The sequence below is a fragment of the Bradyrhizobium sp. WSM4872 genome, from assembly GCF_055811715.1.
In genome coordinates this window covers 86,187-109,433 of the sequence record NZ_JBVVPT010000021.1, presented here as the reverse complement: position 1 = coordinate 109,433, position 23,247 = coordinate 86,187, and the positions used below count along the sequence as shown (strand labels likewise).

Genomic DNA, 23,247 nt, shown 5'->3' with positions numbered 1-23,247 from the left:
AAATTGGTCCGGCCGTCGGCTGGCCTGTTGGCGGAGAGGGAGGGATTCGAACCCCCGATAGGCTTGCACCTATGCCGCATTTCGAGTGCGGTGCATTCGACCACTCTGCCACCTCTCCTGAAGGCGCCAAGTAAGGAGCATGGCCCCTGTGGTTCGGGCGTTAATAGGCGAGGATGGCGGGCCAGACAAGGCTTGCGAGGGCGAAAATCGGGCCGGTTTTCCGGCTGGACCCACGATGTCACGGTGATGATCGGGGGCGATCACGGATTTCGGCAGCGGTTTGCGCGGGAATGGGCCTGAGCCGTTCGCCACTGACCCGGCGCGAGCCCGATGTGGCACGTCGGCGCCCGAATCACTGGTACCCGCAAAAGGCGGGGTGGGACCGCCAGACGCGGTAAACACTGGCGGTCCCGTGCCGCTCATTGAAATACTGGCTGGGAAGGGCGGCTTCGCCGGCCAGGTGAGGCGACGGTTCCGACCGTAGCGTGCGGCCCGTGCACCGCAACGCAATCCGGTCCTTAACCTAACCAGTCAAGGTTACTCTGGAGCCGTTTCCGTTCCGATGGGATCGGAACGGGGCTCCAGATTCCTGTTTTTGACGCGTTTTCTTCACGCGAACCGGTGTCCACTTCGCTCGAAAACGCTTCAGTCGGACTTGCCCTTTTTCTTCCCGTTGCCCGTGGAATCCCCGTCTTTTCCGTTATCCTTGTCCTTGCCGTTGTCCTTGCGGCGGTTGGTGAAGCGGGCATTGCCGAGCCCCGTGCCGATGGTGAGCACGCCCCAGCGATCGACGTCCTGCATGAACGGCACCTCGGAGAGGCCCTGAACCACGCCGTCATTGTGCATCAGGATCGCGGTGTCGTGCTCGCCGATGGAAGGGATGCCGTCGAGCAGGCTCGCCGGCAGGTTGAACTTGCTGCTCTCCCAATTGCCCGGCAGGTTCTGCGCGCCCTTCTCGATGGAGCCGTCCGCGTTGATCACGCCGGGACAGGCAATGCCGATGAACGGCGCCAGCTTGTAGCCTTCCTTTTCGGCCTCGGTGATCAGCCCCTTCAGCATCTTCGTGAGACGCTTCACCGCGCCTTCGCGCGTCGGCTCGTCGTCGGCATGACGCCACAGCTCGGACTTCACGACCTTGGCTTTCGACAGGTCTTTTGCCTTTTTCCAGCTGGTCTCCACAAGGCCGCAGCGGATATTGGTGCCGCCGATATCGACGGCGAGGATGCTGTCATGGGCCTCGAAGATCCACGACGGCGCCAGATGCAGCGCGCCGATCAGGCCGGCTTCGTCGGGATGATGACGGATCGGCAGCATGTCGATCTTGAAGCCCTCGGCCATGAGGATGATCTCGGTGCGCGCGATCGCGAGCTCGCCGAGCCGGGAATCGCGAAAACCGCCGCCGACCACGATGCGCTCGGTCTTGGCCCAGGCCTTGGACTTGAGGAAGCGGCGGGTGACGTAAGCGAGCTCCTGGGCGAAGTCCTCGATGGCGCTATGCACCACCGCCCAAGCCTCGGTGTCGTCGCCGACCAGGATGGCGTCCAGCGTCTTCTTGCTGATCTCCTCCGACGGCTCCTTGCCGAACGGGTCCTCGCCGGACTTGCGCAGCGGCTTGCGCCAGCGCTCGAGGATCTCCCTGAACGCGCCCTTGCTGGCGCGGTCGCCGATGAAGCCGTCCTCGTCCTTCATCTCGATGTTGAAGCTGTCGATGTCCACCGAGGGCAGCCGCTCCGCGCCGTGATGGGCGATGCCCGTCGTCGTCTTGACCAGCTCGTCTGTTGCCATGGTAGCCCCTTGCCCGTGTGACTGAATTCGCCGGGACAACGGCGGGGGAACCTGTTGGTTGCGGCGCGGTCCGAAATTCGCCCGCGGGCCGGATCGGGCCCAAATGCTTCAAATCCGGGCCGTTTTCGCCGGCTTTTCCTTGACTCTCGACGATCAGCGGCTATAAATCTCGCAACCGGCGCGGGGCGTTTCTCGCGCCGCTTGTTTTTGCGTGGGTTTTCAAAGGGATAACTCCCGCCCGCACAAAACTCGCATAAACCCATAACGACTGACAAAAAGCCGGCCCCGACAATATGTCGCGAGGCCGGGAATGAACACGAAGGAAAACAACGATGTTCGCAGTCATCAAAACCGGCGGCCGGCAGTACCGCGTCGTTCCGGATGATGTCCTGGAAGTAGGCAAGATCGAAGGCGAAGTCGGCTCGATCGTGCAGCTCAATGAAGTTCTCCTGGTCGGCGGCGACACGCCGATCCTGGGTCTGCCCACGGTCGCAGGCGCCTCCGTCGCGGTCGAAGTGCTCGACCACAAGCGCGGTCCCAAGGTCATCGCTTTCAAGAAGCGCCGCCGCAAGAACTCGCGCCGCAAGCGCGGCTATCGCGACGAGATCACCGTGCTGCGCATCTCGGAGATCCTGACGGACGGCGCCAAGCCCACCAAGGGGCCGCGTCCGAAGCGGGAAAAGGTCGCCAAGCCAGAGACCACGACCGAAGAGGCCGCCGCATAATTTGATCACGCGCCATCACGAAGTGATGCGTGAGAAATTGTGAAATGATTCCGTCAAGGAATTGATCTAGACATACGTAGAATTTCGGAGACGAGCCATGGCTCACAAAAAAGCAGGCGGTTCATCGCGCAACGGTCGCGATTCCAAGGGCAAGCGCCTCGGTATCAAGGCGTTCGGCGGGGAAGTCGTCATTCCCGGCAACATCATTGCGCGTCAGCGCGGCACCACCTGGCATCCCGGCCTTAATGTCGGCATGGGCACGGACCACACCTTGTTCGCCAAGGTCGAGGGCCGCGTAACGTTCCAGGCCAAAGCCAACGGCCGCACCTTCATCTCGGTACTCCCGCTCGCAGAGGCGGCTGAATAGACGGTGGATCAAATTTGGAGTCCGCCGGGTCCCAGACCGAACCGGCGGAGTCCTTGAGATCAAAAGAGATCGAAGGCTCCAGGGGGAGGCGGGAAACCGGCCTCCCCTTTCGTTTGCGTGCTCACTTTTCACTTAGTGACTTCGACGGAGCCGGACATGTTGCAGGATTTTTCGAGCGTGACCTTGCGGGAGGCGAGACCCAGCGTCGTCGCCACCGAGCGGCTGACCTTGCGGCGGCCGACCCTCGCCGACGTCAGGACCATCGCCCTTCTCGCCAACGACCGCCGCGTCGCCGACAACACAAGGCGCCTCCCGCATCCCTATTCGCAGGACGACGCTATCGCCTTCGTCCGCGCCACCGCCGCGCCCGGCAACGAGACCGTGTTCCTGATCGAGCATGACAGCGGACCCATCGGCATGGTCGGCATCGACTGCTCGACGCCCGACAATGCCGAGCTCGGCTATTGGCTCGGCGTCGAGCATTGGGGCCGGGGCTTTGCCACCGAAGCCGCGCGCGGCGCGATCGACTTCTTCTTCGAGGAGTTCGAGGACGATCATCTCTATTCAGGTGCGCGCGTCACCAACCCGGCCTCGCGCAACGTGCTGGAGAAGTGCGGCTTCCAGTGGAGCGGCGTCCAGCTGCATCGCTTCCTGGCGCTCGGCTCGTCCACGCCGGTCGACTGCTTCCGCCTTTCACGGGGCGTGTGGGCGTCGCTGAAGAGCTGGAGCAGTGCGCGAAGGGTGAGGTAGGCCGGAGGCGCCTCAACTGTCGTCCTGGCGAAAGCCAGGACCCATTACCCCAGGGAGAAGTCGTGGCGCGAAGTGCCAACCACGAGTCTTCGCCTAACTCCTCCCTGGGGTAATGGGTCCTGGATCTGCGCTCCGCTTGTCCAGGACGACGCTCGAATTTATTGGGCTGTGATTACGCCGGCGGATTCACCTGCTCGTCCCGCCCGAGATCGCGCTCACGCAAGTAAATATAGAACCCGGCGCCGATGATGATCGCGGCGCCGACGATGGTGGCGATTTCGGGCACGTCGCCGAACACGACGAAGCCGAAGATCACCGCCCAGACGATCATCGAATATTGATAGGGCACGACGACGCTGGCCGGCGCGAGCTTGAGCGAGCGGTTGACGCAGAACAGCGCCGTGACCGAGACGCATCCCGCCAGCGCGAAGATCACGAGGCTGCCCGATGTCGGCGGCACCCAGTGGAACGCCGACAGCACCGCGCCCAGCACAAACGTGCCGACGAATTGCGACGACGCCATCACGATGTCGGGCGTCTTGCGCAGGCTGCGGGTGATCAGCATCAGCGTTGCAAAGGAAAGACTGCCGCCAAGCGCGATCAGCGCCGGCAGGCTCGCCGTCTGCGCCGAGGGCCGCAGCGCGATCAGCACGCCACAGAAGCCGATCAGGATCGCCGTCCAGCGCCGCCAGCCGACCTTCTCGCCCAGGAAAATCGCCGACATCGCCGTGACGAAAATGGGCCCGGCGAGATAATAGGTGATGACGTCGGCGAGCGGCAGATAAACCGTCGCAAGGAAGAAGGCCGCCACTTCCAGCGTCGACAACACGACGCGAAAAAGCTGGAGGCCCGGCCGCTCCAGATGCAGGAACTGGTGACGCTGCCGCCAGACCAGCGGCGACAGCAGCAGCAGCGCCGCGCAGGCGCGCAGGAACAGCAGCTGCCCCACCGAATAAGTCCCGACCAGGAACTTGCCCATGGCATCGCCGAACGAGAACATGAAGATCGACAGCACCATGAGCGCAATCCCGGCGAGCCGCGCCGAGCGTTCGTCATAGGCCGAGAGATTCTTGAACAGAGGCATCGAGCGCCGTTGTAATGACGCAGGCCGTCGCGACAAGCCCGCGTTGGACGAATTGAACGGATTGTCGCAGTCTCCGCGTCGCGGTAGCGACAGGTGTCTCACAAAAGAGCCAGGAAAGAGCTTAGCCATGATCGACTTCGACCCGGCCCGGCATCGCATGATCCCGGCGCAACGCTGGTTTGAGGATTTCGTGGTCGGCGAGCGCTTCGTGCTGCCGAGCCGCACGCAGACAACGGCGGTGTTCGCGGCATTCCAGACCGCGAGCGGCGATACCCATCCGGTGCATTACGATGTGGAGTATTGCCGCAGCCGCGGCATGCCGCATCTGCTCGCCCACGGTTTCCAGACGCTGATCCACACCGCACCCGGCGCGGGCCTGTTTCCGTTCATGGTCGAGGACTCCCTGGTCGGCTTCCTCGAGCAATCGAGCCGGTTCCTCAAGCCGGTATTCGCCGAGGACACAATCTATCCCGCGCTCGAGGTCACCGAGCTGGTGCCGGGACGCTCGACCGGCGCGGTGACGCTCAAAAGCACCGTGTTCAACCAGCGCAAGGAGCTGGTGCTGGAGGGCACGCAGAAATTCCTGATCCGGCGCCGGCCCAACTAACGTCGTCCCGAACCTCATCTTGGGGTTAAGCACGCCCCAAAATCGCGGAAATTCGGCCGATTTGCGGGTCTATCCGGGTTGCCGCGCGGGACCGGCTGGCCTACCTATGGCCCATGAAATTCCTTGACGAAGCAAAGGTCTATATCCGCTCCGGCGACGGCGGAAACGGCTGCGTGGCGTTCCGCCGCGAAAAATTCATCGAATTCGGCGGCCCCTCCGGCGGCAACGGCGGCCGCGGCGGCAATGTCATCATCGAGGTCGCCGACGGGCTGAACACGCTGATCGACTACCGCTACCAGCAGCACTTCAAGGCTCAGAAGGGCGAGAACGGCTCAGGCTCGGACCGCCATGGCGCCAACGGCAAGTCGATCGTGCTGAAGGTCCCGCTGGGCACGCAGATCTTCGACGAAGATCGCGAGACCATGATCCACGATTTCACCACGGTGGGCGAAAAATTCGTGCTGGCCGAAGGCGGCAATGGCGGCTTCGGCAACGCCCATTTCAAGACATCGACCAACCGCGCGCCGCGCAATGCCAATCCCGGCCAGACCGGCGAGGAGCGCTGGATCTGGCTGCGGCTGAAGCTGATCGCGGATGCCGGCCTCGTCGGCCTGCCCAATGCCGGCAAGTCCACCTTCCTCGCCAAAGTCAGCGCGGCCAAGCCGAAGATCGCCGACTATCCCTTCACCACGCTGCATCCGCAGCTCGGCGTCGTGAATGCCGACGGCCGCGAGTTCGTGCTGGCTGATATCCCCGGCCTGATCGAAGGCGCGCATGAAGGCGTCGGTCTCGGCGACCGCTTCCTCGCCCATGTCGAGCGCTGCCGCGTGCTGCTGCATCTCATCGATGCGACCTGCGAGCATGCCGGCAAGGCTTACAAGACGGTGCGAACGGAGCTGGACGCCTATGCCGGGCAGCTCACCGACAAGATCGAGATCGTCGCGCTGAACAAGATCGACGCAGTCGAGCCGGACGAGCTGAAGAAGCAGAGGGACCGGCTGAAGCGCGCCGCCAAGAAGACGCCGCTGCTGCTCTCCGCCGTCACCGGCGACGGCGTGCAGGAAGCGCTGCGCGCCCTGGCGGATGTGATCGGCGAGAGCCCGGTCTCCGCGAAAGCGAAGAGCGCGGCCGAAGCGGAGCCGTGGTCGGCCTAAACTCACGCCGTCGTCCCGGCGAAGGCCGGGACCCATACGCCGAGGCAGCGGTGGCAGCGCGAGAAGGTCATTGCCTGTCTTCGCCAAACCTAATTCGGTGGTTATGGGTCCCGGCCTTCGCCGGGACGACGTTGGAATGTGAAGTTGCGAGAAGGCGCATCACCAACTTCTTGTCTTCGCGCCCTCGATAGCGCAGCATCCCACAATCAAGACACGGCAGGGATCACGCATGGCGCGCGCGAAGAACGTTCTCTGGATCATGTGCGACCAGCTTCGCTACGACTATCTCGGCTGCACCGGCCATCCCACGCTGAAGACGCCGAACATCGACGCCATGGCGAAGCGCGGCGTGCTGTTCAGCAAGGCCTATGTGCAGTCGCCGATCTGCGGCCCCTCGCGGATGTCGTTCTACACCGGGCGCTACATGCGCTCGCACGGCTCGCACTGGAACGGCTGGCCGCTGCGCGTCGGCGAGCCCACGCTCGGCGATCACCTCAAGAAGCTCGGCGTGCGCAACGTGCTGGTCGGCAAGACCCACATGGCGCCCGACCTCGAAGGGATGAAGGCACTCGGCATCCCGCCGGAATCGATGATCGGCGTGCACGTCGCCGAATGCGGGTTCGAGCCCTATGAGCGCGACGATGGCCTGCATCCCACGGGGCGGCCGCGTCCGAAATACGACGAATATCTGCGCCAGCAGGGTTTCGATGCGCCCAATCCCTGGGAGCATTGGGCCAATTCAGGTGCGGCCGAGGACGGCTCCCTGCAAAACGGCTGGCTGCTCGTGCACGCCGACAAGGCCGCGCGCGTGCCGGACGAGCATTCCGAGACGCCCTACATGACGCGCCGCGCGATGGACTTCATCGGCGAAGCGGAGACCGACGGCAGGCCATGGTGCCTGCATCTGTCCTACATCAAGCCGCACTGGCCCTACATCGCGCCCGAACCCTACGCCAGCATGTATTCCAAGGACGACATGATTCCGGTGATCCGCTCCGAGCGCGAGCGCCAGAATCCGCATCCGGTATTCGGCGCCTATATGGACATGCGCTACTCCCGCAACATGGCGCGCGACGATGCCCGCGAGAAGGTGATCCCGACCTATATGGGCCTGATCACCCAGATCGACGACCAGATGGGTGTGCTGATGAAGTTTCTGGAGGAGCGCGGCCTCTCGGACAGCACCATGATCGTGTTCACCTCCGATCACGGCGACTATCTCGGCGATCACTGGATGGGCGAGAAGGATCTGTTCCACGAGCAGTCGGCGAAGATCCCGCTTGTTATCATCGATCCCTCGAAGGAGGCGGATGCGACGCGCGGCACGCGCAACGATGCGCTGGTCGAAGCCATCGATCTCGCGCCGACCTTCGTGGATTATTTCGGCGGCAAGGTGCCGGGCCACATCCTCGAAGGACGCTCGCTGCTGCCGCTGCTGCGCGGCGAGAGGCCGCCGGATTGGCGCAAGGTGGCTTTCTCCGAATACGACTATGTCATGCAGGACGTGCGGCTGAAGCTGAACCAGCCGATCGAGCGCTGCCGCCTGTTCATGGTGTTCGACGGCCGCTGGAAATACATCCACGCCTCGGGCTTCCGCCCGATGCTGTATGACCTCGAAACCGATCCGGAGGAGTTTCTGGATCGCGGGGACGATCCCGATTGCGCCGGCATCATCGCGCGGTTGCAGGCGGAGCTGTTCGACTGGGCGCTGCATCCCAACGACCACATCACAACGTCCCGCGAGAAGATCGCGGCCTATGCCGACAACCAGCTCCAGGTGAAGGGCGGCATCCTGATCGGCATCTGGGACGAAGCCGAGCTGGCGTCGATCAAGGACGGCATCGCGCAACGCGCGAAGCTGTAGGTGAGCGGAACGAGGCTCTCTCAGCTCGTCATGCCCGGGCTTGACCCGGGCATCCACGTCTTGCGTCAAGTGGCGGTGCACGTGGATGGCCGGGACAAGCCCGGCCATGACGGCGGAGAGCGGAAACAGAAACTAATTCTCGATCTTGTACCCTGTCGCCTTCACGATCGGTTGCCAGAACGCGGTGTTGGCGGCGAGCTCCTTCGTCAGACCATCCGCGCTGCTGCCGACCGGGATCAGCCCGATCGCGGTGAGCTTTTCCTTCACCTCGGGCTTGGCGAGCGCGGCGCTTGCGGCCGCGCCGAGCTTGCTCGCGAATTCCGGCGAGCTGCCGGCGGGAAGCCACATGCCGTACCAGGCGTCGGCGACGAGATCGATGCCGCTCTCCTTCAAGGTCGGCACCTCCAAAGCAAACGGCGAACGTTCGGCGCTCGCGACCGCAATGATCTTCACGCCCTTGGCACGATGCTGCGGCAGCGCATCCGCCAAGGTGACGATGCCGAAAGAGATGTGACCGCCGATGATGTCGTTGAGGATGGGCGCGCTGCCGCGATAGGGCACGCGCGTCAGGGCAATGCCGAGGTCCTTCTCGAGCTTGGAGCCCATGAAATGCGGGATGGTGCCGTTGCTCGGCACGCCGAACGACGCCTTGTCCGGATGCGCCTTCAGCCAGGCGACAAATCCCTTAAAATCCGCGGTATCGATCGTCGGGCTGATCACGACGGCGAACTCGAACCGCGCCAGCAGCGAGACCGGGACGAAATCCCTTGCGGTATTGAAGCTCGGGGTCGTCTCCACCATCGGCAGCAGGTACATCGTGGGCCCGGTGGTCACCAGCACCATGCTGCCGTCGGGGCTGGCCCCTTTCACCGCCTTGATGCCGATCAGGCCGTCCCCGCCGGTGCGGTTCTCGACCACGACGGTGCGCTGCAGCGCCGGCGCCATCTCCTGCGCGATCAGCCGGCACAGCGTGTCGCCGCCCGCTCCCGCCGCGAACGGGAAGATCATCTTTGTCAGCCCGGCCTGAGCTTGCGCTTCGCCCGCCTGCGCCAACAACGGCAACCCGAGGCATCCGGCAATGAAGTTGCGGCGATCCATTGGTTTCCTCTTTGAGCCCATGATGGTTGGCGACAGTTAGAGCCAGACGGGCGCTCCGGACAAGCGCCGTTTACGGGGCCTGCCGCCTTGCGCCAGCCATCGTCCTGCTGCAAAAGCAGGCCTTACCGGCGCCGCTCTCCAGCACGTACACACACCACATACACACATGGCCAGCCCCGAACTCAGTCAATTCCGCCGCATCGTCGTCAAGGTCGGCTCCGCGCTGCTGGTCGATTCCGACAAGGGCGAGGTGCGGGCGTCCTGGCTTGCCGCGCTCGCCGACGACATGGCCAAGCTGCATCGCGAGGGGCGTGACGTTCTCGTCGTCTCCTCCGGCTCGATCGCGCTCGGCCGCAGCCGCCTGAAATTGCCGCGCGGCCCGCTGAAGCTGGAGGAGAGCCAGGCAGCCGCCGCCGTCGGTCAGATCGCGCTGGCGCGGATCTGGTCGGAGGTCCTTGGCGCCCACGGCATCGGCGCCGGCCAGATCCTGGTGACGCTGCAGGACACCGAGGAGCGCCGCCGCTACCTCAACGCGCGCTCCACCATCGGCAAGTTGCTGGAATGGCGCGCAATCCCCGTGATCAACGAGAACGACACGGTCGCCACCAACGAGATCCGCTACGGCGACAATGACCGCTTGGCCGCGCGCGTCGCCACCATGGCGAGCGCGGATCTGCTGGTGCTGCTGTCCGACATCGACGGGCTTTACGACGCCCCGCCGAAGAACAACCCGAACGCCAAGCTCATTCCCGTCGTCGACAGCATCTCCTCCGAGATCGAGGCTGTGGCAGGGGAGGCCGAGTCCGAGCTATCGCGCGGCGGCATGCGCACCAAGGTCGAAGCCGCAAAAATCGCGACCACCGGCGGCACGCATATGCTGATTGCCTCGGGCAAGATCGAGCATCCGTTGCAGGCGATCGCCGATGGCGGCCGCTGCACCTGGTTCCTGACGCCTGCCAATCCCATCACCTCGCGAAAGCGCTGGATCGCAGGCTCGCTGGAGCCGAAGGGCACGCTGACCATCGACGCCGGCGCGGTCGCAGCGCTGCGCGCGGGCGCCAGCCTGCTGCCAGCCGGCGTGATCAAGGTCGAGGGCCAGTTCGCCCGCGGCGACGCCGTGATCGTGCGCGGCCCCGACACCAGCGAGGTCGGCCGCGGCCTGATCGCCTATGACGCCGACGATGCCGAGCGGATCAAGGGCCGCTCCTCCCCCGATGTGATGGCCATCCTCGGCATCAGCGGGAGGTCCGAGATGATCCACCGCGATGATCTGGTGATGGGCGGGTAAGGGCCGGCAGACGCCCAAACCGTCATGCCCGGGCTTGTCCCGCCTGCGCGGCCGAAGCCGCTTCGGCGAGGCGAAGGCCCGGGCATCCACGTTCTTTCTTGCTGGCGGCAAGGCGTGGATGGCCGGGACAAGCCCGGCCATGACGTCGGAGCTGGGCCAGTGGCCGAGGTGGCACAACACCGGGAGACCAGCCATACCCGCCCCGCCCTTCGCAAAAGCGGGATTTCCGTGCTAGGACACCGCCTTAGCAGAAGGTTGAAACTCCCATGGCCGCCCCCCTCAAAGCCGTCGACGGCAATGCCGATCTTCAGGCGCTGATGACCGATCTCGGTACCCGTGCCCGCGCTGCCGCGCGCGTGCTGGCGCTGGCGCCGCCGGAGCAGAAGAACCGGGCGCTCGAGGCCATGGAACGGGCGATCCGCAACAATGCCGCTGCGATCCTTGCCGCCAATGCCGAGGACGTCACCGAGGCCCGCGCCTCCGGCAACGCCACCTCGTCCTTCATCGATCGCCTGACGCTGACGCCGGCGCGGGTCGAGGGCATGGCCGAGGGCATCGGCATCGTGCGCGGCATTGCCGATCCGGTCGGCATCGTCACCGAGAGCTGGCAACGGCCGAACGGCATGACCATCGAGCGCGTGCGCGTGCCGCTCGGCGTCGTCGGCGTGATCTTCGAGAGCCGCCCGAACGTTGCGGCGGACGCCGGCGTGCTGTGCCTGAAGTCGGGCAATGCCGTGATCCTGCGCGGCGGCTCCGACAGTTTCCGCTCCTGCCGCGCGATCCATGAATGCCTGGTGCAGGGCCTGCGCGAAGCGGGCCTCCCCGAGGCTGCAATCACGCTGGTACCGACGCGCGACCGCGCGGCGGTAGGCCAGATGCTGTCGGGATTGAACGGTGCCGTCGACGTGATCGTGCCGCGCGGAGGCAAGAGCCTCGTCGCACGTGTCGAGCAGGAAGCGCGCGTGCCGGTGTTCGCGCATCTCGAAGGCGTCAATCACGTCTATATCGACGGCAGCGCCGACCTCGCCATGGCGAAATCGATCGTGCTCAACGCCAAGATGCGCCGTACCGGCGTCTGTGGCGCCGCCGAGACACTGCTGGTCGATCGCGCCGCTGCCGGTAAAAACCTGAAGCCGCTGATCGAGATGCTGATCGAGGCCGGCTGCGAAGTGCGTGGCGACGACGCTGTGCAAAAGACCGATGCGCGCGTCAAACCCGCGAGCGCGGACGATTGGGACACCGAATATCTCGATGCGATCATCGCAGCGAAGGTGGTCGACGGCGTCGACGGCGCGATTGCGCATATCCAGAACCACGGCTCGCACCATACCGATGCGATCGTGAGCGCCGATGAGACCGCTGCGAAGAGATTCCTCAGCGAAGTCGATTCCGCGATCGTGCTGCACAACGCCTCGACACAGTTCGCCGACGGCGGCGAGTTCGGCTTCGGCGCCGAGATCGGCATCGCCACCGGCAGATTCCATGCCCGCGGCCCGGTTGGCGCCGAGCAGCTGACGAGCTTCAAATATCGCGTTCACGGCACCGGGCAGACGCGGCCGTAGACCACGCAGGGCGCGGGGCATTGAGCAACAATTTCATCGCGCCACGTTTCTTCGCGCAGGCCATACCTACCCATACCTCGGGTATGCGCATCGGCCTGCTCGGCGGCTCGTTCAATCCGCCGCACCAGGCCCATCGCGCGATCAGCCAGTTCGCGCTGAAACGGCTCCAGCTCGATCGCGTGTGGTGGCTGGTGACGCCAGGCAATCCACTGAAGGAGAACGGCGCGCTGCACGAGCTTGGCGCGCGCATGCAGGCCGCGCGCGACGTGGCCGACGATCCCAGGATCGAGGTGAGCTGTCTCGAATCCGTCATTCGCACGCGCTATACCATCGACACGATCAACACCTTGCGCCGCCGCCTCTCGGGCTTGCGCTTTGTCTGGATCATGGGCGCCGACAACCTCGCTCAATTCCATCGTTGGCAGCACTGGCGGCGCATCGCCGATCAGGTGCCGATTGCGGTCATCGATCGCCCGCCACAGAGTTTCCGTGCCCTCGCCTCTCCCGCCGCCCAGGCGCTCAGACGCTACCGCTTGCCGGAGAATGAGGCGCCATTGCTTGCGGATCGGGCCGCCCCGGCCTGGGTGTTCCTGACCGGTATGAAGCTGAATCTCTCGTCGACCGGCTTACGGAACCCGGACGGAAGCTGGAAAGGTACGAAGTGAGTCAGATTGTGCGAACGCCATCCGGCCTTCGGGCTCTCTGGCATATTGAAACCCTTAACCCCACATGATGTAGTGTAACCAGTGGGCGCCGGATTCGGCGTTCGCGATACAGTGAAAGGAATGGTCCCTGACCACATCTGTATTGTCCAAGACAGCCTCATCCAAGACGGCTTCACCGAAGTCTGTTTTACCCAAGGTTGCCAAGCCTACGCGTAAAACATCGACCAAAGCTGCGGCCTTGAAGGCGCAACCCGACGCCGACAAGACGCTGAGCCTGATCCTCTCCCGCCTCGACGACATGAAGGCGGAAGAGACGGTCACCATCGACCTTCGCGGCAAATCGGCCTACTCCGACTACATGATCGTCACGACCGGCCGGGCCAACCGGCACGTCGGCGCGATCGCGGAGAACGTCGCCAAAGGCCTCAAGGAAAACGGCATCAAGAACATCCACGTCGAGGGCTTGCCCAATTGCGACTGGGTGCTGATCGATTCCGGCGATGTGATCGTGCACGTGTTCAGACCCGAGGTCCGCGAATTCTACAGTCTCGAGAGATTGTACACGCAGGGCCCAGGGGCGGCGAAGGCGATCTAAAGGCTGCTGGCCGATTTCGAATCGGCTGACGCGCATGCTAGCGTCGTGCGCGCGCATATCGCGCGCGGTCCAGAAAACGCGACCCTGAACATGTCATGCGCATAGCTGTCATTGCGGTGGGCCGGCTGAAGCAGGGCCCCGAACGGGAGCTTGCCGACCGCTATTTCGAGCGGTTCGATGAGGCCGGCCGGAAGCTCGGATTCCGCGAGCTCGTCATCCACGAACTGCCCGAAAGCCGCGCGCGCGATACGGCGACGCGGATGGCCGAGGAGGCCGCGGCGATCTCCGCGCATATTCCCGAAAAATCGGTGCTGGTGGCGCTGGACGAGCGCGGCCAGAATCTGGATTCGACCGTATTCGCACGGCATCTCGGGCGCTGGCGCGACGAGGGTGCCGGTCATACTATCTTCATGATCGGAGGGGCGGACGGACTTTCGCCCGAATTGCGCCGTAAGGCCAAGCTCGCGATCGCGTTCGGCTCTGCGACCTGGCCGCATCAAATGGCCCGCGTCATGCTTCTGGAACAGCTTTATCGGGCCGCCACCATTCTGGCCGGCCATCCCTATCACCGCGCGTGATCCGCGCCACAACGAGCACCTTTGCCCAAAGCGATGCGAGCGCCTGTCCTCAACCTGCTGCTGATCGCCGGCGTTGCCGGCGCAAGTATTTTGGGCGCAAGTATCTTGGGCGCAAGCCTCGCACAAGCTCAGACGCCTGCACCGCAGACTGCGGCCGTCGCGCCCGATGCGATTAAGCAGCGCGAGCAGGAGCTCGAAGCCGCGCGCGCCAGCAAGAAGAGCGCCGAGGAAGCGCAGGCCAAGCTCAAGGCCGAGATCACCTCGCTCGGCCAGGACCGCACCCAGCTCAATCAACAATTGATCGACACCGCCGCCAACGTGCGCACCGTCGAGACCAAGATCGACGAGGCCGAAGCGCGGCTGCGATCGCTGAACGGCCGCGAGCAGGCGATGCGCAGCTCGCTCGATTTACGCCGCGCCGACATCGTCGAGGTGCTGGCGGCCTTGCAGCGCGCCGGAAGGCGGACGCCGCCGGCACTTCTGGTACGGCCCGAGGATGCCCTGCAATCGCTGCGCACGGCGATGCTGCTCGGTGCCGTGGTGCCGGAATTGCGCGGCCGCGCCGAAAAGATCGCAGGCGAGCTCGGCGAACTCGTGGCCTTGCGCAAGACCATCGCGACCGAGCGGGACCAGCTTGCCTCCGACCGCGACAAGGTGCGCAACGACCAGACCCGGCTCGCGGCTCTGGTCGATGAGCGGCAGCGCCAGCAGGCGTCGCGCGAAAAGGACCTCGACGCCGAGAACGCGCGCGCCGTCGCGCTTTCGAGACAGGTCGGCGATCTCCAGGGGCTGATCGCCAAGATGGAGCAGGATCTGCAAAGCGCCGCCAAGGCGGCCGAGAAGGCGGCTGAGGCCGCCAGGCAGGCCGAGGCCAAGGCGGCTGCAAACGCGGCCGCCAGCGCCAAGACCGGCCCCGGCGCTTTCAGGGATCGTTCCCGGACCACCCCTGCGATGGCCTTCGCCGCGGCCAAGGGCCTCCTGCCTCTTCCGGTTAACGGTAACAAGATCAGGGATTTCGGCGGTTCGGACGGGCTCGGCGGGGTCCAGAAGGGCATTTCGCTGGCGACCAGGCCCGGCTCCCAGGTCACGACGCCGTGTGATGGCTGGGTTGTCTATGCCGGCCCGTTCCGCAGCTATGGACAACTCTTGATCCTCAATGCCGGGGGCGGGTATCATGTGCTGATCGCCGGGATGGAGCGCATTTCGGTCAACATCGGTCAGTTTGTGCTCACGGGGGAGCCTGTCGCGACCATGGGATCGACTTCTCAAGTCGCCTCCATTCTCGCCACGAACGCGAGTCAACCTGTGCTCTATGTCGAGTTCCGCAAAGACGGCACTCCAATCGATCCAGGCCCATGGTGGGCCGCAAATGAAGGCGAGAAGGTTCGCGGATGATGCGCAAGACTTCAGTTATCCTCCTCAGCGCGGCCACCGGTGCGGCGCTGACGCTGTTCGTGACGCAACCGCGCGCAGTCTTCATGGGCTCCAGCGCGCGAGCCGCCACCGCGGACACCTATCGCCAGCTCAATTTGTTCGGCGACGTCTTCGAGCGCGTGCGCTCGGACTATGTCGAGAAGCCCGACGACACCAAGCTGATCGAGTCCGCGATCAGCGGCATGCTCACTGGTCTCGATCCGCATTCGAGCTACATGGACGCCAAGAGCTTCCGCGACATGCAGGTGCAGACCCGCGGTGAGTTCGGCGGCCTCGGCATCGAAGTCACGATGGAAGACGGCCTGATCAAGGTGGTCTCGCCGATCGACGACACCCCGGCCTCGCGCGCCGGCGTCATGGCCAACGACATCATCACCAATCTCGACGACGAAGCGGTGCAGGGCCTGACCCTGAACCAGGCGGTCGAGAAGATGCGCGGCCCCGTCAACACCAAGATCAAGCTCAAGATCATCCGCAAGGGCCAGGACAATCCGATCGACGTCACGCTGGTGCGCGACAACATCCGCGTCCGTTCGGTGCGCGCCCGCGTCGAGGCCGACGACATCGCCTATATCCGCATCACCACCTTCAACGAGCAGACCACGGAAGGCCTGAAGCGCGAGGTCGCCAACCTCTCGAATCAGATCGGCGACAAGCTGAAGGGCTACGTCATCGACCTCCGCAACAACCCGGGCGGCCTGCTCGAGGAAGCGGTCACCGTCTCCGACTCCTTCCTGGAGAAGGGCGAGATCGTCTCGACCCGCGGCCGCAATGCCGAGGAAACCCAGCGCCGGACCGCGCATACGGGCGACCTCACCAAGGGCAAGCCGGTCATCGTGCTGGTCAACGGCGGCTCGGCTTCGGCGTCGGAGATCGTCGCCGGCGCGCTGCAGGACCACAAGCGCGCGACCATCGTCGGCACGCGTTCGTTCGGCAAGGGCTCGGTGCAGACCATCATTCCGCTCGGAAGCGGCAACGGCGCGCTGCGTCTGACCACGGCGCGCTACTACACGCCGTCGGGCAAGTCGATCCAGGCCAAGGGCATCGTGCCCGACATCGAAGTGCTGCAGGACGTGCCGGACGAGCTGAAGTCGCGCACCGACACCAAGGGCGAAGCATCGCTGCGCGGCCATCTCAAGAACGACGGCGACGAAAAGACCGGCTCGCAGTCCTACGTCCCGCCGGACGCCAAGGACGACAAGGCGCTCAAGCTCGCCGACGATTTGCTCCACGGCATCAAGAACAGCGCGTCCGCGGCGCCCACACCGGGCGGCGACAAGGCCACGACCGACAAGCCCAAAGCGGCGAACTAACTCGGCGCATCGCGATCTGACCAAAAGGGCGGCTCCCGGAGCCGCCCTTTTTGTTTGGAACTCCTGCTATCCCCGGCCTATCCCGGCCTGCCGCCGCTTGACCTCGGCGTGGTATCGTCATCTCGAGTGATTCGGGATCGCGCATGACTGAAACGGCCGATGATCTGAGCGCCCCGCTCGGACGGGACAAGCCGCGCCGGAAACGCCGGCTGCGGCTGCCGTTCACGCCCATGCAGCTGCTCGCAATCCTGCTCGGCCTATTCCTGGTCACCTTTGCCGGCTTCGCCATATTCAACAAGGATCCGCTCGGCGGCGAGCCGATGACGCGGCTCGCGATCCGCGAGCCCAATGCCGCAGACAAGGCCGGCGACGACAAGCCGGCCGCCGCCAGCCACAGCCAAGAAAGCAAGCAGGACAGCAAGCAAGAGACCAGGGACGCACCGAAGCAGGCGGGCGAGCAGAAGACCGTCACCATGATCGACGGTTCCACCGGCACGCGCCACGACGTGGTGATCGGCGGCGATGCCGCCGGCAAGAGCGAGGCGGCCTCGGCCTCCGCACCGCCGCCCGTCATGGCCGGGATCGACTCAAAACTCCTCGAGAAATCGCGCTATGGCATGATCCCCGCGATGTCCGGGGATCTGAAGCCGTTCAACGTCTATGCGGCGGATGCCGACCGCGCCAAGGCCGCCAAGATGCCGGTGGTCGCAATCCTGATCGGCGGCCTGGGCGTCGGCGCCGCCAAGACCACCGATGCCATCATGCGGCTGCCGCCGGCGGTGACGCTGGCCTTCACGCCTTACGGCTCCGATCCAGGAAAACTCGCCGAGCGCGCCCGCGCCCAGCGCCACGAGATCTTCCTCCAGATCCCGATGGAGCCCTATGACTTCCCCGACAATGATCCGGGACCGCAGACGCTGCTGACGTCGCTCAGTGCCGACCAGAACATGGACCGCCTGTACTGGCATCTGAGCCGGATGCAGGGCTATGCCGGCCTCACCAATTTCATGGGCGCCCGCTTCATCGCCACGGAGCCGGCGATGCAGCCGATCATTCGCGAGGCGGCCAAGCGCGGCCTCGGCTTCTTCGACGACGGCTCCTCGCCCCGCAGCATCGCGCCCCAGGCCGCCGGCAGCCTGGCGATGCCGTTCGGCAAGGGCGATATCGCGATCGACGCAGTGCCGACCCCGGCCGAGATCGACCGCGCCCTGACCAAGCTCGAAGCCGCGGCACGCGAGCGCGGCGTGGCCGTGGGCACCGCCTCCGCCCTCCCGGTCTCGATCGAGCGCATTGGCGTCTGGACCAAGACGTTGGGCGACCGAGGTATCCTTTTGGTGCCATTGACAACCGCGATGCTGAAATCAAAATCCAGCTAAATCAACGGATTGGTACGGCACAGGCCCGCGGGGCCTGCTTCAGCCATACCGACAGCATGCGAGAGGTCTGGCGGAATGGCGCGTTACGAGGATCTGCCCTACCGGACCTGCGTCGGCGTGATGTTGCTCAACAAGGACGGACTGGTGTTCATCGGCCGGCGCGCCGGCGGCATCGAGCATGTCGACGACACCCATGTCTGGCAGATGCCGCAGGGCGGCGTCGATCCCGGCGAGGACAATTGGGAGGCTGCCAAGCGCGAGCTCTATGAGGAGACCAGCGTGCGTTCGGTCGAGCGGCTCGGCGAGGTTCCGGACTGGCTCACCTACGACATTCCACGCACGGTCGCCGGGCGCGCCTGGAAGGGCCGCTACCGCGGCCAGCGCCAGAAATGGTTCGCGGTCCGCTTCACCGGCAAGGACAGCGAGATCAATGTCGAAAAGCCCGGCGGCGGCCACAAGGCTGAGTTCGTGAGCTGGCGCTGGGAACCGATGAAGAACCTGACCGGACTGATCATCCCGTTCAAGCGTCCGGTCTACGAGCGCGTGGTCAAGGAATTTTCCGCGCTGGCGCAGGATTAGTTCAGGTCGCCATTCCAGGTTGATGCTAGAGCCAGTTCCGTTCCGATGGAATCGGAACGGGGCTCTAGTTTTTTATTTTGACGCGTTTTCTTGACGCGAACCGGTATCCACTTCGCTCGAAAACGCTCTAATGCATCGCCTGAAATGACGACGAGAGATCCACGCGTGAGCACTGAAAAACCCTACCGTCCCAATGTCGGAATCGCGCTGTTCAATGCCGACGGCCGCGTGCTGATCGGGCACCGCTTCAAGGGCGACGGACCCGAGATCATCCTGCCGGGCCTCGACTGGCAGATGCCGCAGGGCGGCGTCGACGACGGCGAGGATTTGCGCGATGCCGCGCTGCGCGAACTCTGGGAAGAGACCAGCGTCAAGAGCGCAACCTATCTCGGCGAGACCGACTGGCTGACTTACGAATTCCCGCCCTATGACGGGCCGCAGACGCACCGGCTGGCGAAATTCCGCGGCCAGCGCCAGAAATGGTTCGCGCTGCGCTTCACCGGCAAGGATGACGAGATCGATCCGCTGACGCCGCGCAACGGGCAGCCCGCCGAGTTCGACGCCTGGCGCTGGGAGCGGCTCGATCGTGTCCCCGATGTCGTGGTGCCGTTCCGCCGCCACGTCTACAGCGCCGTGGCACAGCAGTTTGCGCCGTTCGCAAACTAAAACGCGAAAACCACCCGAGAGCCAGTTTTCAGCCCTAATTGATCGGCCCGACCGTGAATGGGCCGATTGCGATGACGTGGCAATCGCGGTCGCTCTTGGCGCAGTCGGCGAGCGCGGAATTGACGGCTGTCTGCTCGTCGGCGGCCCTCAGACCGAAGCCCGGCCGGCCCGCGGTGCCGACCGCGACGGCATTCCAGCCCATGCCGTCGGCGAGCTTACGCACGACCTCGTCGCGCGCATCGGCGACGATCGAGGCGTTAGACGCCGCGTGGAAGAAGCCGGTGATCCTGAGCAGGGTCGGGATCGGCACGACGAAATTCTCGTCGACCGCAACGACCAGGCAGGCGACGCCGGCGATCGCGCCGCACGATTCCAGCGAACGCCGCGCGGCATCGTCGGCGGATGCTGCGCCCATCACCATGAAATATTGTCCGCCCGGGCCGAGCGCGACCGAGCGGGATTTTGCCGCGGGCACGAACATGTTCTCGAGCCGGACCTTGGCGGGCTCGCGCACCATCGGAAAATCTTTCGAGGCGAAGGCGCGCTCGGTCATGGCGTCATGCCGGACGAAGGGTTGCGGCGGCATCGGGGGCTTGCCGTGCGTGTAGACCACGTTGTTGCCGACAGCATAGAGCTCGCAGCGCCGCGGCGATTGCGCGGCATCGGCGCGCTTCTGGCACTGATCGAGTGCGGCGTTGCGCGCGGCTTCCTCGTTCGGCTGATTCAACGACGCGCCGGTGAACCCGCCGACATTGAGCGCGAACGCCTTGTAGTCGCCGGCCGCGGAATAGTCGCCCGCCAGGTAGTTGCGGATGCGCTCGTTGATGAAGGGGACGTTGTCGGCGGGAAACTTGCCCGCCATCGGCGAAGCCGATGGTGCCGGCATGGGCATCGGCGCTTTCGCCGCCATTGTGGATGACGAGCCTGGCGCTGTTGATGCGGGGCTTGATACAGGACTTGATACAGGGCTTGGCGTGATCGCTGCGATTGACGGCGCCCTGGTCGTCTCCAACTTGGTGAAATAGAGGAAGCCGCCGACGCCGATGGCGACGACGGAGACGACACCGACCACCAACGGCCACATCCAGTTCGGCGCGGGCGCAGCCTTCGCCACCCTCTTGATCTGCGGCGTTGCGTAGCTGCCGTCCCCGCGCCGCATCGCCACCATGTAGGCATGCACCGGCGTCGGGATGTTCTTGACCTCCTGCGCGCCGATATCGGCGAACTGCACCGACAGCTTGTTGGCGACCTGCTCGTGCACCGCGCGGGAGACGCAGATGCCGCCGATCTCGGCGAGGCCCTCGAGCCGGGCGGCGATATTGACACCGTCACCGAGCAGATCACCGTCTCGCTCGACCACGTCGCCGATGGTGATACCAATGCGGAACGACATCTGCCGGCTTGGCGGATAGGCCATGTTGCGGGTTCGCAGGGATTCCTGGATGTCGATGGCGCAACGCACCGCATCGACGGCGCTTGGAAATTCCGCGAGCACGGCGTCGCCGGCAGTGTTGAAGATGCGTCCGCCCGCCCTGGCAATGAAATCGTCGACGACCTCGCGATAGGAGGCGAGACGCCGCAGCGTCTCCTCTTCGTCTTCCGCGACCAGTCGTGAATAACCGGCAATATCGGCTGCGAAAATCGCTGCGATCTTGCGTTTCATCTGCGGCCGGCCCCCGGAACAAAGTTCGCGGGCGCAGAATGGCGCTATCGGCGGCGCGGTGCAACAAAGTTTCAGCGCCCGCCACTTCCGTGACGAGCGCTGAACTTATTCAGGGATTTGTAGCTTGAGCCCCGGCGCGGTGCACCGGGGCTTAGTGCATAGCCGTGGTGTTGAGCTCGTGCTGGATGCTCTTGAAGTGGTCGAGCCGCGCGATGGCTTGATCGAGCTCGCTGCCTTCGTGCTCCTTCAAGCCCTCTTCCATCTCCGAGACGGTCGCGGCGAACTGGGCGCGGTCGAGCTCGGCCAGCGAGGTCGCGACGTCGGCGAGCACGGTCAGGCCCTTGTCGGAAACTTCAGCGATACCGCCGAGCACGATAATCTTCTCGTGCCTGCCGCCGATGGTCACGGTGAGAATGCCGGGCCGGATCGCGGCCACGACCGGCGCATGTCCCGCCAGCACGCCGAAGTCACCCTCGACGCCGGGGATATCGACCTGGTCGACCTCGCCCGAGAAGGCGAGCTTTTCCGGCGAGACGAGATCGAAGTGGAAGGTGGCCATGATAAACCTGCGAATAGCGAGTGGCGAATAGCGAGTGACGAACAGGAGCAGCGTACTATTCGCTACTCCTTATTCGCCATTCGCTTCTTAGGCCGCTTCAGCGGCGAGCTTCTTGCCCTTCTCGATCGCCTCTTCGATGGTGCCGACCATGTAGAAGGCGGCTTCCGGCAGGTGGTCATACTTGCCTTCGCAGAGGCCGCGGAAGCCCTTGATGGTGTCCGCGAGGTCGACGAACTTGCCGGGCGAGCCGGTGAAGATTTCGGCGACGTGGAACGGCTGCGACAGGAAGCGCTCGATCTTGCGGGCGCGGGCCACCGTCAGCTTGTCCTCTTCCGAAAGCTCGTCCATGCCGAGAATGGCGATGATGTCCTGCAGCGACTTGTAGCGCTGCAGCACCTGCTGGACCTGACGCGCGGTGTCATAGTGCTCCTGGCCCACGACGAGCGGCGAGAGCATGCGCGAGGTCGAGTCGAGCGGATCCACCGCCGGATAGATGCCCTTTTCCGAGATCGCGCGGTTCAACACCGTGGTGGCGTCCAAATGCGCGAACGAGGTCGCGGGCGCCGGGTCGGTCAAGTCGTCGGCCGGAACGTAAATGGCCTGCACCGAGGTGATCGAACCCTTCTGCGTGGTGGTGATGCGCTCCTGCAGCGCGCCCATGTCGGTGGCGAGCGTCGGCTGGTAACCCACGGCGCTCGGAATACGACCGAGCAGCGCCGACACTTCAGAACCGGCCTGGGTGAAGCGGAAGATGTTGTCGACGAAGAACAGCACGTCCTGGCCCTGGTCACGGAAATGCTCGGCGACGGTCAGACCGGTGAGGCCGACACGGGCGCGGGCGCCGGGCGGCTCGTTCATCTGGCCGAACACCAGCGCGCACTTCGACTTGACGCTCGGATCCGGATTGTGCGGATCGGCGTTGACCTTGGACTCGATGAACTCGTGATAGAGGTCGTTGCCCTCGCGGGTACGCTCGCCGACGCCGGCGAACACGGAGTAGCCACCGTGCGCCTTCGCAACGTTGTTGATCAGCTCCTGAATCAGCACGGTCTTGCCGACGCCGGCGCCGCCGAACAGGCCGATCTTGCCGCCCTTGGCGTAGGGCGCGAGCAAGTCGACGACCTTGATGCCGGTGACGAGAATTTCCGCTTCGGTCGACTGATCGGTGTAGGTCGGCGCTTCCTGGTGGATGGCGCGCTTGCCTTCGGACTGGATCGGACCGGCTTCGTCGATCGGCTCACCGATCACGTTCATGATGCGGCCGAGCGTGCCCGCGCCGACGGGAACAGAGATCGGCTGACCGGTGTCGGTCACTTCCTGGCCGCGGACCAGACCTTCGGTCACGTCCATCGCGATCGTGCGCACGGTGGACTCACCGAGATGCTGCGCAACTTCCAGCACGAGGCGGATGTTGCCGTTCTTGGTTTCCAACGAATTCAGAATGGCCGGCAGATGGCCTTCGAACTGAACGTCGACGACGGCGCCCATGACCTGGGTGACACGACCGACCTGGGTAGCTGCTGTAGCCATGAAGC

General features: G+C 64.7%; 22 protein-coding genes and 1 tRNA gene. 16 read left to right on the top strand and 7 right to left on the bottom strand.

Features of this window, described 5'->3' with window-relative positions:
- Positions 1–28 precede the first annotated feature (28 nt).
- Both AC0L3C_RS25170 and AC0L3C_RS25165 read right to left on the bottom strand, forming a co-directional pair.
- Positions 29–118: transfer RNA gene (locus tag AC0L3C_RS25170), tRNA-Ser, on the bottom strand.
- Between the two features lie 527 nt (positions 119–645).
- Positions 646–1,785, bottom strand: a complete 1,140-nt coding sequence (locus tag AC0L3C_RS25165) for an ROK family protein (protein WP_473409209.1) — start codon at positions 1,783–1,785, stop codon at positions 646–648.
- A gap of 332 nt (positions 1,786–2,117) precedes the next feature.
- Here AC0L3C_RS25165 and rplU point away from each other — a divergent pair, with 332 nt between their 5' ends.
- From rplU to AC0L3C_RS25150, 3 genes are all read left to right on the top strand, one after another.
- Positions 2,118–2,510, top strand: coding sequence for a 50S ribosomal protein L21 (rplU, locus tag AC0L3C_RS25160; protein ID WP_007604396.1), 393 nt, complete (start codon positions 2,118–2,120; stop codon positions 2,508–2,510).
- 97 nt (positions 2,511–2,607) lie between these two features.
- Complete coding sequence (gene rpmA / locus AC0L3C_RS25155) at positions 2,608–2,877, top strand: 50S ribosomal protein L27 (RefSeq protein WP_007598923.1); 270 nt, start codon at positions 2,608–2,610, stop codon at positions 2,875–2,877.
- A gap of 156 nt (positions 2,878–3,033) precedes the next feature.
- Complete coding sequence (locus tag AC0L3C_RS25150; protein WP_473409208.1) at positions 3,034–3,627, top strand: GNAT family N-acetyltransferase; 594 nt, start codon at positions 3,034–3,036, stop codon at positions 3,625–3,627.
- Between the two features lie 172 nt (positions 3,628–3,799).
- Here the strand turns inward: AC0L3C_RS25150 and AC0L3C_RS25145 are convergent, their stop codons facing one another.
- Entirely contained in the window at positions 3,800–4,711 is a 912-nt protein-coding gene (locus AC0L3C_RS25145) for a DMT family transporter (RefSeq protein ID WP_473409207.1), read from the bottom strand.
- Between the two features lie 127 nt (positions 4,712–4,838).
- Between AC0L3C_RS25145 and AC0L3C_RS25140 the strand changes: the two genes are divergently transcribed.
- From AC0L3C_RS25140 to AC0L3C_RS25130, 3 genes are all read left to right on the top strand, one after another.
- The gene (locus AC0L3C_RS25140) at positions 4,839–5,318 is read left to right on the top strand and encodes a MaoC family dehydratase (protein WP_473409206.1); all 480 of its coding nucleotides are present in this window, start codon (positions 4,839–4,841) and stop codon (positions 5,316–5,318) included.
- A gap of 113 nt (positions 5,319–5,431) precedes the next feature.
- Positions 5,432–6,472 (top strand): GTPase ObgE, encoded by a 1,041-nt coding sequence (obgE, locus tag AC0L3C_RS25135; RefSeq protein ID WP_473281550.1) that lies wholly within the window; start codon positions 5,432–5,434, stop codon positions 6,470–6,472.
- Positions 6,473–6,701: 229 nt separating this feature from the next.
- Positions 6,702–8,336 carry an alkaline phosphatase family protein gene (locus AC0L3C_RS25130; protein ID WP_473409205.1) on the top strand — a complete coding sequence of 545 codons (1,635 nt, stop codon included), beginning with the start codon at positions 6,702–6,704 and terminating at the stop codon, positions 8,334–8,336.
- Between the two features lie 132 nt (positions 8,337–8,468).
- Here the strand turns inward: AC0L3C_RS25130 and AC0L3C_RS25125 are convergent, their stop codons facing one another.
- Entirely contained in the window at positions 8,469–9,434 is a 966-nt protein-coding gene (locus AC0L3C_RS25125; RefSeq protein WP_473409204.1) for a Bug family tripartite tricarboxylate transporter substrate binding protein, read from the bottom strand.
- A 166-nt stretch (positions 9,435–9,600) separates the two neighbouring features.
- Between AC0L3C_RS25125 and proB the strand changes: the two genes are divergently transcribed.
- The 10 genes from proB (at position 9,601) to AC0L3C_RS25075 (ending at position 19,490) form a co-directional block, all read left to right on the top strand.
- On the top strand, positions 9,601–10,722 hold the full coding sequence (gene proB, locus AC0L3C_RS25120) for a glutamate 5-kinase (protein WP_279668884.1): 1,122 nt from the start codon (positions 9,601–9,603) through the stop codon (positions 10,720–10,722).
- A gap of 266 nt (positions 10,723–10,988) precedes the next feature.
- A complete protein-coding gene (locus tag AC0L3C_RS25115; RefSeq protein WP_473264782.1) occupies positions 10,989–12,284 on the top strand; it encodes a glutamate-5-semialdehyde dehydrogenase in 1,296 nt (431 codons plus the stop codon).
- Positions 12,285–12,304: 20 nt separating this feature from the next.
- Positions 12,305–12,949, top strand: a complete 645-nt coding sequence (locus AC0L3C_RS25110; RefSeq protein WP_473264781.1) for a nicotinate-nucleotide adenylyltransferase — start codon at positions 12,305–12,307, stop codon at positions 12,947–12,949.
- Between the two features lie 238 nt (positions 12,950–13,187).
- Positions 13,188–13,544: a ribosome silencing factor gene (gene rsfS, locus AC0L3C_RS25105; protein ID WP_007604366.1), complete on the top strand. Its 357-nt coding sequence runs from the start codon at positions 13,188–13,190 to the stop codon at positions 13,542–13,544.
- A gap of 95 nt (positions 13,545–13,639) precedes the next feature.
- The gene (rlmH, locus tag AC0L3C_RS25100) at positions 13,640–14,122 is read left to right on the top strand and encodes a 23S rRNA (pseudouridine(1915)-N(3))-methyltransferase RlmH (RefSeq protein WP_473409203.1); all 483 of its coding nucleotides are present in this window, start codon (positions 13,640–13,642) and stop codon (positions 14,120–14,122) included.
- Between the two features lie 33 nt (positions 14,123–14,155).
- Positions 14,156–15,517, top strand: coding sequence for a murein hydrolase activator EnvC family protein (locus AC0L3C_RS25095; RefSeq protein ID WP_473409202.1), 1,362 nt, complete (start codon positions 14,156–14,158; stop codon positions 15,515–15,517).
- Entirely contained in the window at positions 15,514–16,869 is a 1,356-nt protein-coding gene (locus AC0L3C_RS25090) for a S41 family peptidase (protein WP_018459850.1), read from the top strand. The genes AC0L3C_RS25095 and AC0L3C_RS25090 overlap by 4 nt, the downstream gene beginning before the upstream one ends.
- Positions 16,870–17,012: 143 nt before the next feature.
- Entirely contained in the window at positions 17,013–18,245 is a 1,233-nt protein-coding gene (locus tag AC0L3C_RS25085) for a divergent polysaccharide deacetylase family protein (RefSeq protein WP_473409201.1), read from the top strand.
- Between the two features lie 75 nt (positions 18,246–18,320).
- On the top strand, positions 18,321–18,824 hold the full coding sequence (locus AC0L3C_RS25080; protein ID WP_007604352.1) for an RNA pyrophosphohydrolase: 504 nt from the start codon (positions 18,321–18,323) through the stop codon (positions 18,822–18,824).
- 165 nt (positions 18,825–18,989) lie between these two features.
- Complete coding sequence (locus AC0L3C_RS25075; protein ID WP_473264777.1) at positions 18,990–19,490, top strand: RNA pyrophosphohydrolase; 501 nt, start codon at positions 18,990–18,992, stop codon at positions 19,488–19,490.
- Between the two features lie 34 nt (positions 19,491–19,524).
- Here AC0L3C_RS25075 and AC0L3C_RS25070 read toward each other — a convergent pair whose 3' ends face one another.
- The 3 genes from AC0L3C_RS25070 to atpD all read right to left on the bottom strand — a co-directional run bounded on the left by AC0L3C_RS25070 (position 19,525) and on the right by atpD (position 23,242).
- On the bottom strand, positions 19,525–21,153 hold the full coding sequence (locus AC0L3C_RS25070) for an adenylate/guanylate cyclase domain-containing protein (protein ID WP_473409200.1): 1,629 nt from the start codon (positions 21,151–21,153) through the stop codon (positions 19,525–19,527).
- Between the two features lie 151 nt (positions 21,154–21,304).
- The gene (locus tag AC0L3C_RS25065) at positions 21,305–21,712 is read right to left on the bottom strand and encodes a F0F1 ATP synthase subunit epsilon (RefSeq protein WP_473281564.1); all 408 of its coding nucleotides are present in this window, start codon (positions 21,710–21,712) and stop codon (positions 21,305–21,307) included.
- 87 nt (positions 21,713–21,799) lie between these two features.
- The gene (atpD, locus tag AC0L3C_RS25060; protein WP_473264774.1) at positions 21,800–23,242 is read right to left on the bottom strand and encodes a F0F1 ATP synthase subunit beta; all 1,443 of its coding nucleotides are present in this window, start codon (positions 23,240–23,242) and stop codon (positions 21,800–21,802) included.
- Between the last annotated feature and the right edge of the window lie 5 nt (positions 23,243–23,247).